General features: G+C 45.2%; 14 protein-coding genes. 8 read left to right on the top strand and 6 right to left on the bottom strand.

The window, feature by feature from the left end:
- Positions 1-42: 42 nt before the first annotated feature.
- Genes L3V23_RS06830 through L3V23_RS06810 form a run of 5 tightly spaced genes read right to left on the bottom strand, consistent with a single transcriptional unit; the run spans position 43 to position 6,096 of the window.
- Positions 43-939: an ROK family protein gene (locus L3V23_RS06830; protein WP_102965715.1), complete on the bottom strand. Its 897-nt coding sequence runs from the start codon at positions 937-939 to the stop codon at positions 43-45.
- The gene (locus L3V23_RS06825; RefSeq protein WP_237292114.1) at positions 936-2,729 is read right to left on the bottom strand and encodes a glycoside hydrolase family 13 protein; all 1,794 of its coding nucleotides are present in this window, start codon (positions 2,727-2,729) and stop codon (positions 936-938) included. The genes L3V23_RS06830 and L3V23_RS06825 overlap by 4 nt, the downstream gene beginning before the upstream one ends.
- 15 nt (positions 2,730-2,744) lie before the next feature.
- On the bottom strand, positions 2,745-3,578 hold the full coding sequence (locus L3V23_RS06820; RefSeq protein ID WP_237292113.1) for a sugar ABC transporter permease: 834 nt from the start codon (positions 3,576-3,578) through the stop codon (positions 2,745-2,747).
- 2 nt (positions 3,579-3,580) lie between these two features.
- Positions 3,581-4,864 (bottom strand): sugar ABC transporter permease, encoded by a 1,284-nt coding sequence (locus tag L3V23_RS06815; protein ID WP_237292112.1) that lies wholly within the window; start codon positions 4,862-4,864, stop codon positions 3,581-3,583.
- A gap of 2 nt (positions 4,865-4,866) precedes the next feature.
- Positions 4,867-6,096: a maltose ABC transporter substrate-binding protein gene (locus tag L3V23_RS06810; RefSeq protein ID WP_042481632.1), complete on the bottom strand. Its 1,230-nt coding sequence runs from the start codon at positions 6,094-6,096 to the stop codon at positions 4,867-4,869.
- Positions 6,097-6,496: 400 nt separating this feature from the next.
- Here L3V23_RS06810 and L3V23_RS06805 point away from each other — a divergent pair, with 400 nt between their 5' ends.
- The 7 genes from L3V23_RS06805 (at position 6,497) to L3V23_RS06775 (ending at position 14,934) form a co-directional block, all read left to right on the top strand.
- Positions 6,497-7,531 (top strand): porin, encoded by a 1,035-nt coding sequence (locus L3V23_RS06805; RefSeq protein ID WP_102985748.1) that lies wholly within the window; start codon positions 6,497-6,499, stop codon positions 7,529-7,531.
- 19 nt (positions 7,532-7,550) lie between these two features.
- Positions 7,551-8,561, top strand: a complete 1,011-nt coding sequence (lpxD, locus tag L3V23_RS06800; protein ID WP_102965720.1) for a UDP-3-O-(3-hydroxymyristoyl)glucosamine N-acyltransferase — start codon at positions 7,551-7,553, stop codon at positions 8,559-8,561.
- Positions 8,562-8,641: 80 nt separating this feature from the next.
- Complete coding sequence (locus tag L3V23_RS06795; protein ID WP_042481530.1) at positions 8,642-9,127, top strand: glycosidase; 486 nt, start codon at positions 8,642-8,644, stop codon at positions 9,125-9,127.
- Positions 9,128-9,255: 128 nt separating this feature from the next.
- Positions 9,256-10,386: a sn-glycerol-3-phosphate ABC transporter ATP-binding protein UgpC gene (gene ugpC / locus L3V23_RS06790; RefSeq protein ID WP_237292111.1), complete on the top strand. Its 1,131-nt coding sequence runs from the start codon at positions 9,256-9,258 to the stop codon at positions 10,384-10,386.
- A 38-nt stretch (positions 10,387-10,424) separates the two neighbouring features.
- A complete protein-coding gene (locus L3V23_RS06785; protein WP_237292110.1) occupies positions 10,425-12,392 on the top strand; it encodes an alpha-amylase family glycosyl hydrolase in 1,968 nt (655 codons plus the stop codon).
- Between the two features lie 310 nt (positions 12,393-12,702).
- Positions 12,703-13,392: an HAD family hydrolase gene (locus L3V23_RS06780; protein ID WP_102965723.1), complete on the top strand. Its 690-nt coding sequence runs from the start codon at positions 12,703-12,705 to the stop codon at positions 13,390-13,392.
- Positions 13,393-13,551: 159 nt separating this feature from the next.
- Positions 13,552-14,934: a class II fumarate hydratase gene (locus L3V23_RS06775; protein ID WP_237292109.1), complete on the top strand. Its 1,383-nt coding sequence runs from the start codon at positions 13,552-13,554 to the stop codon at positions 14,932-14,934.
- Positions 14,935-15,034: 100 nt separating this feature from the next.
- Here L3V23_RS06775 and L3V23_RS06770 read toward each other — a convergent pair whose 3' ends face one another.
- Positions 15,035-15,268, bottom strand: coding sequence for a DUF2789 domain-containing protein (locus L3V23_RS06770; RefSeq protein WP_040903696.1), 234 nt, complete (start codon positions 15,266-15,268; stop codon positions 15,035-15,037).
- 252 nt (positions 15,269-15,520) lie between these two features.
- Between L3V23_RS06770 and L3V23_RS06765 the strand changes: the two genes are divergently transcribed.
- Positions 15,521-16,312 carry a DUF3800 domain-containing protein gene (locus L3V23_RS06765; protein ID WP_237292108.1) on the top strand — a complete coding sequence of 264 codons (792 nt, stop codon included), beginning with the start codon at positions 15,521-15,523 and terminating at the stop codon, positions 16,310-16,312.
- Positions 16,313-16,387 lie beyond the last annotated feature (75 nt).

The raw sequence follows: 16,387 nt of genomic DNA, 5'->3' as shown, positions 1-16,387 counted from the left end.
GGTAATTGTTCACGCAAAATTTCCTGTCAAGGTTACCATTCCTTATGCAATGAATGTAGATGATTGTGCACAATTTACGGTACACATTGAGATAGCGCCCTGAGCAAAACCATACTCGTTGTTATGCAGACAAATAATCTCCGGCAGAGAGTCATACTGGCAGTAGCGGCTTAGGGTGCTTTTTAGTGTCAGGGCTAAGTCTGGATGAGAAGTTAGGCTGCCGCTCAGTACCAGAAGTTTGGGTTTGAAGCGAATGATAGCGTCAGAGAGCGCTCTCGCGAGTTGATCAATCCAGATGCGATAGACCCGAGTTGACCAATTGTGGTTCTCTTCAATACCGTGGATGATGTCGTTGGCATCTCGATTCTGCAATGAGAGCTGATGATATTGGCGCTCTATCCCTTCCCGTGAAAGATATTGACGAACGCATTCATCACTTCCACAACTGCACAATGGCGTCAAACCATCGACTAAGCTTTGATAGCCTTTCAGTGGCTTATGCGCCCAGCCCAAGTCGAGTACATTTAGGTATGGCTTAGTTGGGCAAATTTGATCAGTGACGCACAGCTCACAACCGTCATCCAGTATCGCACTTAGCACGTTCCCTTTCGGCAGAGAAGGCATGAGTGACAGCGCAATCACCGCTGGATCGAACAACTGGTAAGGAATGGAAAGCTGTATCGCTAACCAATCAGACAGAGCTTCTTTAGCATTGGATGTTTGCTCTTGTCCATGCCAACAGTCTGGCATCAGATTAATACCAACTAGCGTTAGTGGGCCGAACATACGTTGCATGCTCAGCGCCATGCTAGATATGAGCGCAGCAGTTTGCTGCGCACTGACGGGAGTCTTTAGTTGATTACGATAGTGGGACTTATCATTATCATCAATGACAACGCCCCATATCCATTTTGAGTCAACAGAAAGGCCAAGCTTCATAGCTGTTCCTGAGTGGCAATATCGCGTATCTCATAGCCAAACGGAGGCAAAGTCAGTTCAATATCGTTGGCAAAACATTGCACTTCTACATCTCTGTTATTGAGTACAACTTGCAAAGCCCCCTTTCGGAAAGCGACCACATGTGGGTGATCGATATCTAACCATTCAAGATAAGGTTGGTTGCACTCTGGGTAAGTCTGGCGAAGCTTAATCAGCTTTTGTATAAAGGTTCTGAAATCGAGATCTTGCTTATCTTCATCCCAAATCATGCATTTGCGATTAAGCTCAAGTCCCATCCCTTTTTGTCCATCCATGCCAATTTCACCGCCATAGTAGATACACGGTGAACCGACTTGGGTAAACATGAACAAATACGCAAGTTTCGCTTTGCGCTTATCGTTGTCACACAGGCTCATTAAGCGGGTAGTATCGTGGCTTTCCAACAGGTTAAACATCGCCTCGTTGACATTCCTCGGGTAGGAAAGATAAGAGCGAGTTACTGCATTGATAAAGCTTGTTTTATCATCGAGACCAAGAGCGAAAAAGTCGGTAATGGCTTGAGTTAATGGGTAATTCATCAGCGAGTCATATTGATCACCCCGTAGCCACGGCATTCCCTCATGCCAGATTTCGCCAAGGATATAGCAATCTGGCTTGATGCCTTTTACTAAACGTCGAAAATCGCGCCAGAATTCGTGATCGACTTCGTTGGCGACATCCAAGCGCCAGCCATCAATATCGAACTCCTGTACCCAGTGTCGCGCAACGTCCAATAGATATGCACGGCATTCTGGATTCTCGGTGTTGAGCTTGGGCATCTCTGATACGTTGGCGAATGTTTCGTAGTTAAGGTTGTCAAAATCCCACTCAGATTTGGGCTTATCCGGATACACGGGGAACTGCTTTATCCAGAACCAATCGGCGTAGCGAGATTGTTGGCCTTTTTCAATCACGTCCAGCCACAGTGGAGATTGATGACCGATGTGATTGAATACCGCATCCAACATCACTCTCATCCCACGGCGATGGGCTTCTTGTACTAAGGCACGAAAAGCCTCGTTACCACCAAAATGTGGGTCAACATTGTAGTAATCGACGGTGTCGTATTTGTGGTTGGCATTAGCGGTGAAAATTGGACAGAAATATAGCCCGTTGATACCGAGCTCCTGCAAATAATCCAATTTCTCAATTACGCCCCACAAGTCGCCACCCATAAAATTGTCACTGGTGGGCGTACTTCCCCAAGGTTGTACATTGGCTGGGGAAATGTACGGACGACCATTATAGAAACGCTCTGGAAAGATTTGATACCAGATGGTGTTGCGAACCCATTCAGGTGTTTTCAGCACATCCTTCGGGTTGATGTAAGGGAAGCAGAAAAAGTTGCTCAAGTTGCTCAACTCAACTTCTGCGCGTTGCTCGTCTTGAATATCAACACAACGCCTTTCGCCAAACAGCAATTTCTCACCATCTTTTCCATACAGAATAAAGCCATAGCGGGTGCGCTTTTTCGGTGGTACGAAAGTAGCAAACCAATGGTCATGGTGTTCGCTTTGTCCTTCCAATTGCATTGGAACTTCTGTTCCTCCAGTCCAGCCGTGGGCATCGCTTCCGCCCAAGTTTCCTCCGTCCAAGCCGCCTTCTGCCCAAGTATAAGGGTCACCTATCCACAGAGTTACATGGTCAACTTCGCCTTTTGCACTACGAAAACGAATGTGGAGGGTGTCGTTGTCGTAAGCGTAACTGTCCGCACTCTTCGCCAAGTGAGTTAATGAGCTTCTTGTAATCATAACGGTTCCTAATAATTATTCTTTTACTGCGCCACTGACTAAGCCAGTTGTAATGTGTTTTTGTGTGGCGACAAACAGCAAGGTAATCGGTATGGCGACTAACAGAGAGCCAGCGGCAAATAGGGTGAAGTTCTCCGCTGAGTTAGATGTGATCCAACTGAAGATACCGATCGCTAAGGTCATTTTCTCTTCACTGCGTAAAATCAGCGTCGGAAGGATGAAATCCATCCATGGCCCAGTAAATGAGACCAAGGCAACAAACACTAAAATGGGTCTGGCCAGTGGCAAGATGATCTCTAGGAAGATGGTCATATGGCCTGCGCCATCAATTTTCGCCGCTTCATCCAGCGATGTAGGAATGGCGTCAAAGTAGCCTTTCACCAGCCAAGTCATAAACGGTAGCGAGCCAGTAATATAGACAAACAACAAGCCGATATAGGTATCAATTAAGCCCATTTTCGACAGCAAGATATAAATAGCTGTCATCGACAAAAAGGCTGGAAACATCTGAAGTACCAAGATGCTCATCAATACATTGCGTTTCCCCTGAAAACGGTAACGGGAAAAGACAAATGCCGTCATGGTGACCACCACAAGTGAGATCAACATATTCGCAGTGGCGAGTAGAAAAGTGTTTTTGTACCACTGCAAATAAGGCGTGTCGTTAAACAGTGCTTTGTAGTGATCCAGCGTAAATGCGAACTCGCCAAATGAGGAGCTAAACAGGTTGTTGCCGGGCTTAAAAGAGGCGAGCACCGTCCAGATTACAGGCCCAAGCACTATAATTGCGTTGGCTGCGAGGAACAGATAGACGATGACGGTTGCCAGTTTGCTGAGTAGTTTATCCATGATTACATTCCTACATCGTCTTTAAAGGATTTCATACGGCGGAACTGCCAGATAGCAATGCCAGACAAGAACAAGAAAATAACAATCGAAATCACCGAAGCGATTTGGTATTGCTGGAAGTCCAGCGTCAGTTTGTAAATCCAAGTGATTAGAATGTCGGTATGACCTGCGAAACGATATTCCGGATTGATTGGCCCGCCACCAGTGAGTAAGAAAATTGCACCGAAGTTGTTAAAGTTGTGGGCAAACGTCATCACCAGAGAAGGTGCGACTTGATGCAAAACCATCGGTAGCGTGATCTCTCGAAACTGCTGGAATTTACTCGCGCCATCCACTTCACTTGCTTCGTATAGATCACGAGGAATATTGGTTAATGCACCGGAAATCAGCAACATAAAGTAAGGTGCGCCGACCCAAACACTCACGGCAATGACTGCCAGTTTTGCGATATGCGGATCAGATAGAAAAGCGACCGATTCGAACCCCCAAGCATTAAGTGTGGCGTTGACCGGACCTATGCCGTTGAGTAGCAAGCGAAACATCAGCAAGGTAACAAACGCCGGAATGGCATAAGGCAAGATAAAGACAAAACGCCACAACTTCTTCGCTTTGATATTGCGATTTTCCAGTGCCAAAGCGAGAACAAAACCAAAGCCGCAGGTACAAACAGTTGCTGCAATTGCCCAAGTGACGGTCCAAGTCGCCACGCCAATAAAGGTGCTCGACCATATTTTCAGCTCAAACAGAGTCAGGAAGTTTTTAAATCCTACCCAGTCGACCAGATTTTTCGGTGGAATATGGTGCGGTGCCGAGTAGTTGGTGAAAGAGACCAACACAGTGATCGCAATAGGCATGATAATGAAAGCGATACTGGCAATAAACGCAGGCGACAAAACGATAAAGGCAAATTTCTCGTCGTAGATTGCTTTGAATTGCTGACGCAGGTTCAATCTGCAAAGCTCGCAATGTTGCGACTGTCGAACATTCGTTACGTACGCGATAATTGCCAGGAAAAGGAACAAAACGGCTATTACCCCTTCCACCAGCAAAAAGATAGAGTTGTCCCCTTGAATTACTTTAAAGCCTTGGCGAGTTTGTGCCACGTCGCCAAGTGACACTAGCCCTTTGATCGCGGTAGCCAAATCAGGCAAGAAGATAATAAAAAGGCATTGGATGGCGAGGAAAACCCCGCCTGTTACCCAATGTTTATGCGCCAGTTGTGTTGCCCCCATGATAAACAAGGAGGCTGGCACTTTCGGCGCTTTGACAGTTTGCGACAACAACATAACTACTCCTGAAACGCGATCTGCTCTTCAATGATCGCTTTGGCGTGATCAAGTACCTGTTTTGGCGATTGATCATTGACCCACATTGCGGTGATGGCGCTGGCCATTGGAGACCATAAGTAACCCATCTCTGGAATTGATGGCATTGCGTCTGAATGGAAGCCTTGAGCGATAATTGCGTAGGTTGCTTCATCCGCATCGACAATGATTTTTTCCATCAAGTCCTGTACTGGTGGAATGGATTTGGTCATCTCATAGCGTTTCATCAACATCTTTTCTGAAGAGAGGTAGTCAGCAAACAGCTGCGCCGCCTTTGGGTACTCGCTATATGCTGATACAACAGCCAGACGTACGGTTGAGAATGTTCGCGGTTGTTTACCTTCGAAAGTCGGAATAGGAACTACGCCAAAATTTACCCCGCTGTTGTCATAACCCTGAATAGCCCAAGGACCATCAATGATAGCGGCAACTTTACCTTCACCAAACAAGCCACGGCGCACCTGAGGGTTACGCATATCGACCGGATTGGAGTTGTTCGCCGCTTTCAGCGTTTTCATCGCCGACATGCCTTGCTGAGCAAGTGGTGAATTAATGCCAAGATCTTTGGCATCAGTACCACCTTTACCAAATTCATACGCGCCATAAAGCGTCAAGAACATGCGTGATTCGTAGTAATTCTGAATATCCCAAAGCAGTGCGTATTTGTTCTCTTTGGCATTATTAAAGCTTTTGCCAAAATCGATGATTTCTTCAAAGGTTTTGGGCGCGTTTGGCAGCAGATCTTTGTTGTAGAACAGCGCTAAAGTCGCGTAGCTGACCGGAAAACCATAGCTGGTTTCAGCGTATTTGGCCGCCGAGGTGGCATTCGGCAAGAACGTCGATTGAATGCGCTCTGCTGACACGAGGTTTTCCATCGCGCCGCCAGCAACAACCAAACGACCAAGTAAATCGTGTTCGATTTCAGCGATGTCAGCAACTCGAGCTGAGCCACCATCTTGAATCATGCGTGATGCTGAGTCGATTGGAGCTAAACCACGAAATGAGAACTTCACCTTGTAACCGAAATCTTGGTTGAACGACTCTGCTGCGTACTTCATGTAATCCAGCGTAGTGGTATCCGTCCAGATCAGCAGGTCTGAGCCGGGCTCCGGCTGAATATCTTCAGCGAATGTAACTGTTGGCAGACTAACGAACGTAGCGAGTAGCGCTGCTTTTATCCATGTCTTTTTCATCGTGATAGCTCTGTAGTAGTTCATAATATACTACTAGGTTAAATCCGCCTTATTTTAAGTCAACTACTATCCATCGAACTTTGAGTTCAAGTGTGATGTTCATCAATAAATATCGGTGTGGACTAGGCTTGGTGTAGTTATCTAAGAGGTGTGAGTAACAGGTTTTATCAAGAGCAAAAAGTGTACACAAACTGAATGCGTCCTTATCTGTTAAATATAAAAATGTGACGAATGTCATTCAAATGAGGTGGTGAGAGTGATGGGGGTCTCATTTGAAAAAATGGGAGGAGGAAAAACAAATCAACATACAGAAGAATAGATAGGCGTTCACAGTGAACTACTAAATATTCATTTTAATTATATCTACGATTTACAACCAAGAGGTTGATAAGGACCTATCGTGAAAAGAACGTTAATTTCCGTCTCCGTAGCGGCGGCGCTTGCTTTATCTTTCCCTACACTAGCAGCTAGTGAGCGTGGCATGGATGCCGATGTTGGTTTCCTTGACGAAGCAATGCAGTTTGGTGGCCATGTCGGTACTTCACTCGAATACGAAGACAAAGTGACTGATGGTTTCAACGGCACCAAGAAAAAGGAGCGTACAACAACCCATGAAGTGTTTGGCGTGTACTACAACAATGCCCGTTGGAATCTTAGTGCACTGTATGGTCTTAAACTGGAAAACCGTGAGCAAAAAGAGCCAAGCTACTTCGAAAATGAAGACGGCATTAAGCAACTTTTCTCACTCAACAAAGGCTTTGATTTAGGCAATGGTTGGGCAACTGGTGCCATATACGAGCTGGAATATACGCGTAGTAAAGTCTTTTCACCTTATGTTAGCGGCCTGCGTAAATCGCTTGCAGAGCACAGCTTCCGCCCTTATCTGACTTACTATAGCAACGAGAACAACTGGGGTTTCTATTCAAACCTAGAGTATCTCTATAGTGCAGAAGACAAAAGCGAATGGGGTGAGCGTACTGAAGAAGGTTATAGCTTACTCTTCAAGCCTTATAAGCGCTTTGGCAGCTGGGAGTTGGGTGTCGAGTTGTACTACCAAATCAAAGACAATGAAGATCACCAAGCCAACGGTGGTATCAATGAAATCAGTGATTTCACTGAGAAATATATCGAACCTATTGTGCAATATAGCTTTGATGATGCCGGTGTGCTTTATGCGCGTATTCGTGTTGGTGAAAACGAAACTCGCAATGCTTCTAACAGTGGCGGTGGAAATGCTGACATCGATTACTTCAAAGACATTCGTAAAGCAACCTTGGGTTATGAACAAGCAGTTGGTGATAGCTGGTTGCTAAAAGGCGAGTATGAGTACGCGAATGAAGTAGAAGAAAAAAGTAAACTGGCTGGATGGGAAGCGAAGAATGAGAGTGAGCTAAAACAGCACACGGTTTATCTTCAAGCTTTATACCGTTTCTAACCCGAGTTAAGAGGTCAACATGCTGAGTGTTTCAGAAATTGCACAAAGTTTATCAGGTCGAATTGAGGGGGATGGCTCACTAGTGGTGGACACCATACGTCCTGTTGTCAGTGATGTAGAGGGTGGACTCGCCGTTGTGTTTGCCCGATCTGATCTTAAACAGCTTTCTGAAACCTCAGCGGAAGTGCTGGTGGGGCCTGCGGCGATTTTGCAAAGCCCCGCCAAAGCACACATTGTGATTGATCATTTAGATGTAGAGAAAATCAACCAGCTATTGCGCTATTACAAAGTGCATAAATACCAACTGTTTGACCAAGGAAACACCTCGACCGTTGATGGAGTTTACATTGGCAAACATTGTCAGATCGGGCAGAACTGCCATTTCATGCCCGGAGTACGCATCATGAATGGCGTGACGATTGGCAACAATGTAGCAATTCATGCCAATACTGTGATCAAAGAAGGAACTGTGATCGGCAATAACGTCATTATCGATTCCAATAACTCGATTGGTAACTACAGCTTTGAATATATGTCTGGCAAAGATGGCAGCTATCAACGTGTGGAAAGTATTGGTCGAGTCATTATTGAGGATGATGTCGAGATTGGCTGTAACAACACCATTGACCGCGGCACTCTAGGTGACACTGTAATTGGTAAAGGCAGCAAAATAGACAATCAAGTGCAAATTGGTCACGACTGCCGCATTGGTAAACATTGTTTGATCATCTCTCAATGTGGCTTCGCCGGACACACCGTGCTGGGCGATCACGTAGTGGTACATGGACAAGTTGGCACTGCTGGACACATTAATATCGGTAGCCACTCGGTGATTAAGGCCAAGTCAGGCGTGAGCCACTCTTGCCCTCCAGGTAGCGATCTGTTTGGTTACCCAGCTAAAGAGTCCAAAGCGTATTACCGTAATCTTGCGGTGCTGAACAAACTGACTCAGCACTATGAGCAATTGAAAACGTCGCAACCAGAGCAAAAGCGCTGGCTTGCGCGACTGTTTGAAAAGAGATCGGCCTAACAAGCGAATTAACCGACACGCGGAGCAGGCAAGCCGGTCTCCGCTGGATGAAACGAGAACGAAATAATCAAGGATTTGTTATGAAACATACACTTTTGATTGCTGCGACCGCAACAGCTTTACTGGCAGGTTGTGCCAGCACCACTGAACAATCTCAGTCTGCTGCGACCAATGCCGATGCACGTTTTTCTGACTGTAACTTACCGACGCTAGAAGACGACCGTGGTCCAATCAAGCCGTCACTGTTTGTGGTAGGCACCTTCCCTGAAGGTCAGTGGATTCACCTAGATACTCACAAAATGGGTTACAAAGGCGATGGAATTTATCAAGTGGTCTCGGACGAACAAGCGGGCAATGTCAGTTTGCAATTTGCCACGATGAGCTGGACACCTCAGTTTACAGCAGCAGGTATGTCGATGACCGTGGGACAAGTGAATGAGTTAAAACGTGGTGGATTTGCGAAAAACACCGTAGTGAGTTTGCCTAAAGATGGCAAGTATGTGTGGACCATTCAGCTTGCGCCAGACAAAGCACCACTATTTGCCATGGTTAGTGAATGTAAGTAGTTAAGAACACATACAGTTGGCAGCCGCAACGGTATTCGGCTGCCTGATTTACCCAGACAGATTGCCAACCAGTCTGCCTCGGTAAATTGAGGATCATTTTTATACCCTTTTGGTAAGTGGAGAGATTCATGGCGACGGTTAGTTTGCGTAAAGTAGAAAAAAAATATGACAACGGTTTTAAAGCTGTCCATGGCATCGATTTGGATATTCGCGAAGGCGAATTTATGGTGTTTGTCGGACCGTCGGGTTGCGCGAAATCAACCACCTTGCGCATGATTGCTGGTCTGGAAAGTATCACTGGTGGCGAGATTCTCATTGGCAACAGAGTGGTGAATGACTTACCGCCGAAAGATCGCGGCATTGCGATGGTATTTCAGAACTATGCGCTCTACCCACACAAAACCGTGTTCGACAACATGGCGTTTGGCCTGAAAATGCAAAAGCGGCCGAAAGATGAGATTAAGCGTCGTGTCGAAGAGGCAGCGGAAAAACTGGAGATCAAGGAACTGCTGCATCGTAAGCCGAAGGAAATGTCCGGAGGTCAGCGTCAGCGTGTGGCTGTTGGACGTGCCATTGTGCGTAAGCCTGAAGTGTTCCTGTTTGATGAGCCGTTATCGAACCTTGATGCCAAATTGCGTGTGTCGATGCGAGTTAAAATTGCTCAGTTACACCAATCATTGAAAGAAGAAGGTACTCCCGCCACCATGATTTACGTCACGCACGATCAAACCGAGGCTTTGACGCTTGGCGATCGCATCTGCGTACTTAATCAAGGCAAAATCATGCAGGTGGATACGCCTACTAACCTCTACAACTACCCAGCCAACAAGTTTGTGGCGAGTTTTATCGGCTCACCCGCGATGAATTTGATTGATACCGTGATCCGAGAAGAAAACGGACAGCTTTACATCGAAATTGGCTCGGGTATTCGCATGTTTATTCCAGTGGAAAAACAGGAAGCATTGAGAGAATACGTGGATAAACCAGTGTGCTTCGGCATTCGCCCAGAACACATTGGTGTTGCTGACGCTGGCGACACCATTAACGCCTTTGAAGGTGTTTTGACGGTGGTGGAAAATATGGGGAATGAGAAGTACCTCTACTTCAAAGTAGGCGGGAAAGAAGTGATAGCGCGCGTTAATGATCAAACCATCACAACCGCAGATATTGGCAAGCCGATGCGCTTCAATCTCAACACTGCCTTCTGTCATATCTTCGATTTCTACAGTGAAAAGAACTTAACCAACAACCGGGAATGAATCCCGGTTAATTTTCACAAACCACGGGGGAGTCTCCAATGAAAAAACGCACTTTGCTTTGCAGTGCGCTGCTGGCTGCTATTGCCGCAAATGGACTGATGTTTAGCCCAACAACTTTCGCTGCGACCAGTGCTGATACGGAAACTGGCACTTATCTCGATTTTCGCAAAGAAACGATTTACTTTGTTTTTCTTGATCGTTTCAGCGATGGAGATGTAAGCAACAACACGGGCCACAATCCAGCAACTTACGATCCGAACAACTTGAAAAAGTATGTTGGGGGAGACCTTCGTGGCCTAATTGACAAACTGCCGTATTTAAAATCACTTGGTGTAACCGCGATTTGGATTACTCCGCCAGTGGATAACGCCGACAATATCGATGCCAATGGCGGGGCTGGTTATCACGGTTACTGGGGACGTGATTTCTTCCGTGTGGATGAGCACTTCGGCACCTTGGATGATTTCAAAGAACTGACCAGCAAAATGCACAGCGCAGAATACAACATGAAGCTGGTTCTCGACTATGCTCCTAACCATTCCAATGGGAACGATGAAAACGAATACGGCGCTTTATATCGTGATGGGCAGTTTATCACTGACTACAACAGCGATGTCGCGGCAGGCACTGACTGGTATCACCACAATGGTGGTGTGACCAACTGGAACGATTGGTATCAAGTACGCAATTTTAATTTGTTCAACCTTTCTGACTTTAACCAATCGAATACCAATGTGTATCAATACTTGCTCGATGGCTCTAAGTTTTGGATCGATGCAGGGGTAGATGCGATAAGAATTGATGCGATCAAGCATATGGATAAGTCTTTTATTCAGCAATGGACGACGGACATCTATGACTACAGTAAGAGCCTTGGTCGTGATGGCTTTTACTTTTTTGGAGAATGGTTTGGTGCCAGCGCCAATACCACCACGGGTATCGACGGTTACGCGATAGATTACGCTAACACTTCCGGTTCAGCGCTGCTTGACTTCGGTTTTCGCGACACTTTAGAGCGAGTGTTGGCCAACCGTGCTGGCAATAGTATGAAAACGCTAAATAGCTACTTGGAAACGCGAAAATCAGTTTTCACCACTGACGATTGGCAAGTGGTGTTTATGGATAACCACGATATGGCGCGTATCTCAACTGCGTTGCGTTCTAGCGCTTCTACGTTTGGCCCCGGTAACAACGAGGCGGGCGGCAACCAGAGTGAAGCGTTTGCCCAGCAGCGTGTTAATTTAGGGCTAGTGGCGACTATGACAGTACGTGGTATCCCAGCCATTTACTACGGTACCGAACACTATTCGGCAGACTTTACCCAGAACGCTTTTGGTCAAGTAGGCAGTGACCCGTACAACCGTGAGAAAATGCCAAGCTTTAGCCAAGACACACAAGCGTTTAAGATCATCCAAGCTTTGACTGATCTACGCCAAAATAGTCTAGCGATTCAACGCGGTAGCTACACGCAGCGATGGGTTGATGACGATGTGTTGGTCTATGAGCGCCAAGAAGGAGAAGATGTTGTGACTGTCGCACTCAATCGCGGCTCAGTAACATCAGTAACGGTAGGTAATTTGGCACTTAGTGATGGCAGCCACACCAGTTTAATTGGTGATGACATTGTAAGCGTGAGCGGTGGCGAGGCGACTTTCCAGTTAGCCCAAAACCAAGCGGTGGTGCTGCATGGTAGTGGTGGTAGCGTCGACCCAACATTCAAAACCGTCGCGTTCACTTGCTACAACGGCTACACCAATCTTGGTCAAAGTGTTTATGCCGTTGGCAGTGCTGCACAGTTAGGCGGTTGGGCTCCGGCAGGCGCGGTTAAACTCGACCCTGCGCAGTATCCAACTTGGAGCGCAACCATTGATGTACCAGCAGCGCAAAACATCGAGTGGAAGTGTCTAAAAAGGGATGAAACCAATCCTGAGTTGAACGTAGTTTGGCAATCAGGGGGTAATAACCAACTTGATAGCAACGCCAATGCAACCCAAGGCTCTTTCTAATTTTAGTTCGAAGATATGAACTAAAATTGCCCGAATAGCTGCTGTTAAAACTAAACGTCCCCACGGTCTATGTATCTTGGGGACGTTTCCATTGCATTCATCTAGTCAGCTTTTCTGTGCATCACTAAATTAGCCGCTCCCCTTTGGTGACTTACATTTTCTCTATTCGAAGTTACATAAATCCAATGACACTATTTACTCAAAACAAAACGGCATAGTGCACGTATAGCGGTGAACGAAGCTAGATGTTACACAAAAGCTTAATGTTGTAGCCGTAAAGTCGGAAAGCTTTCACTAGTTGGAAACTCGAATGATTAAAGCCATATATTTTGACTTAGACAACACACTGGTAAATAGGGATGCCAGTATTGATCGGTTTGTTAGTTGTTTTGTTCAACGGTTTTCGTCAGATCTTAGTAGAATCAACGCACTTCAGGTGGGTGACATTATTAAGAAACAAGATAATGGTGGATACCTATCGGACAACTCACCATACAGTCATATATTTGAAGCTGTCGGTGCTGAACTTTCTGTTCAACTACCATGGAAAAACAAGAGAAGTGCGCAAGAGTTAAGTCAATATTGGCAGCACAATTTCCCAAGATGTGCTGTAGAAATGAATGGGGCTGCAAACCTGCTTAATTATCTTAGTTACAGAAAATATCATCTAGGTGTAATTTCAAATGGTGCTGATCTAAGTCGAAGAGTAACAATCAACGCGACTTCTTTTAGTCATCTATTTTCTCAAGTGGTCAGTTCAGATGGATTTGGGGTCAGTAAACCAGATCCTTTGATTTTTACGGATACAACAAGGCAAGCGGGTTTCGAAACCAATGAATGTGTTTACGTTGGAGATCACCCAGTAAAAGACGCTCTTGGAGCTATTAATGCTGGCATGACAGCAGTATGGCTCGCAGGATTTCATGAAAATATTGACCTTCCCCAAAATGTGTTAACGGTTAATAGTTTAGCTGAAGTGCTCGATGTTTTGAGTTTATGACTCAGAAGAGTCTCTTTACTGTTTATCGCACCTTTTCGGCATATCTCTTTAATTAAACTTAGCAATACCAGAGGTTGCCTGAATAAACATCCGGCCTGATTTCAACGGTTATAATTACGGTATACAAAAACCGATTTCAGGTTAATTCAAGGATGTATTATGAATAAGAAATATCGAATTGAGAAAGATAGTATGGGGGACGTTAAAGTTCCTTTTGATGCTCTCTATCAGGCTCAAACACAAAGAGCCATCGATAACTTCAACATCAGTGAACATAAGATGCCTAAAGACTTGATTGTGGCGTTAGCTTATATCAAACAGGCGGCAGCAAAGACAAACGCCAAGTTAGGTACATTAAACAGCCACGTCGCTGATGCAATAATCAAAGCTGCGCAAAGCGTTATTGATGGTCAGTATCATGACCAGTTTCCGATTGATGTCTTTCAGACTGGTTCTGGCACCAGTACAAATATGAATGCCAATGAAGTACTGGCGACTCTGGCAAGCCAAATATTGAACGAGAAAGTAAGCCCCAACGACCACGTTAATATGGGGCAGAGCAGTAATGATGTGATTCCAACTTCCATTCAAGTGAGTGCTGTCATGACATGTGAGAAATTGTTGATTCCGGCACTCACTCATTTAGCTGAAACACTCAGAAGCAAACAGAAGGAACTGAACGGGATTGTTAAAACGGGCAGAACGCATCTAATGGACGCGATGCCAATTACGTTTAGTCAGGAACTAAGTGGCTGGGAAGCTCAAATACAACATGCTTCGCAGTCAATTACCTCTGCTTTGGAATCGGTAAGAGCACTTGGGCAGGGAGGAACCGCAGTGGGAACGGGTATCAATGCTCATACAGGCTTTGCTGCAGATTTTTGTCATAACTTAAGTCAGCTCAGTGGCTTATCCTTTAAGCCAAGTGACAACTTCTATTTTAATTTGAGCTGTCAGGATTCGATTGTTTCTCTATCTGGTCAGTTAAAGACGCTGGCTGTTGCCTTGATGAAAATATCCAATGATTTACGTTGGATGAATTCAGGTCCGCTTGCAGGGCTAGGTGAAATTGAGCTGGAAGCTTTACAACCGGGTTCATCAATCATGCCGGGCAAAGTAAACCCAGTGATCCCCGAGGCTGTGGCAATGGCTTCGGCACAGGTAATAGGTAACGATACAACCATTACAGTTGCCGGCCAGTCAGGCAACTTCCAACTTAATGTTATGTTGCCCGTCATTGCTTACAACCTGCTTGAATCGATTCATTTGCTCACCAATTCATGTATTTCATTGGCAGATAAAGCGATTAAGCCGTTCAAAGTGCGTCAGAAAAATATTGATAAGGCTCTTGCCAAAAATCCAATCCTTATTACCGCGTTAAATCCGGTGGTGGGTTATTTGAAAGCAGCCGAAATAGCGAAAAAAGCCTATAAGGAAGGCAGAGCTGTCATTGATGTCGCGGAAGAAGAAACCGATTTGAGCCGCGAAGAATTAGAGCACTATCTTGATCCTAAAACATTAACGCGAGGTGGACTTGTATAAACGAAACTGCGGGACAGAATAACTGTGCCCGCAGCGTAGGAATAGTTCTCTGAATATTAATAAGCTTTTGAATACATTAGCGGATTTATTAAGGATTCAGTTAGTCTCGCAGCATAATGTCGAGCTGATCCACTACCTCTGCCCAGTCGGCATCTTGTTCGATAGCCTGTTTCAAAAAATCCGATTGTGACCTTGTCCAAAAACTCGCTTTATGTATTGGAGCTGAATCTCGGGTATGCCGGTGGTTCTTCACGAACTCTTTGATTTCTTTAGGAGAATGCCCTAAACCAAGCTGCTTAAATAGCTCCGGCATACCGTGTTGATATATTTCCATTATCGACCTCCTCAATAGAGTTTACTTACCTCAAGTATATACGCTACTCAGAAATTGATAGGGCAAGCCAAATGCGAGTGTTTTCCTGAAGCAAAGCGGGTATCGATTGTGTGCTAGCCCACGCTTTACACCACACCTGTTTATCAATAATTGACCAACTTTTGTTAATGGATGAATATGTCCTTAGTTTGATATGGGATGCTATACCGAAGCTGGGATTTGCTTTCGAGTAATTAGTAAACGGGAGGTGAGATGCAAAACGGTAAGTTGATCTGGCATGTTGCGTGTGATGAATCGGGCGTGGATGGTCAGATATATTATGGTTTTGGTTCGCTATGGATGAAATACCAAAGACGAGGAGACTTCGTTCGAATTGTTCGAGAGTTGAGAGATAAGCATAACTATACCAACGAGATTAAGTGGCAAAAAGCTCATAAAAAGCACTATGCTGACTTTTATGAAGATCTAATCGAAATGTTCTTCAAGCATCAATGGTTAGCTTTTCACTGTATTGTTATCCGCAAGGGTATGGTTGATAAAAAGTATCATGATGGCGATTACGACCTAGCAATGCGTAAGCATTTCACCAAACTGATTCAAACCAAAATTGGCGCAGTTTATAAAGCCCACCCTCAGAGGCAATGCGAGTTTCGAATTGAAGTAGACCCTTTACCGTCACGCTATAAGAAAGCTGATGAAGCATTCCATAAAATTGCAAATAGTATGCTTAAGAATCAATTCGGTGGTGAAGTACCTATACGTTCAGTGGTAACTAAAGATTCTAAGGAGTCAGAACAAATACAAATTGCTGATTTTTTGCTCGGAGCTGTAATGAGTGCATTCCAAGGTAAAGCAAGTTCCCCTGCGAAACTGAAAGTTGCTGAGAACATTGCCAGCTATTTGGGGTGGGACTCTTTATTACACGATACCAAGCCACATGAAAGGAAGTTCAACATTTGGTATTTTCATGACCCCACTAAAGGTCCTCGTGAAATCGAAACCAAAGAGGTTAACCTTAAATACCCACTCCCCAAACGCACATAACAAGACGTTTAGGTTTGATTGAAAATGCTTAGCAACTAGTGTTCAAATCGGCTTACGTATTTGCGGTTGATATCT

This window comes from Vibrio sp. A1-b2, assembly GCF_021726015.1.
GTDB lineage: Bacteria > Pseudomonadota > Gammaproteobacteria > Enterobacterales > Vibrionaceae > Vibrio > Vibrio diazotrophicus.
The sequence above is the reverse complement of the archived record's forward strand: the minus strand, read 5'-3'. Positions and strand labels throughout refer to the sequence as shown.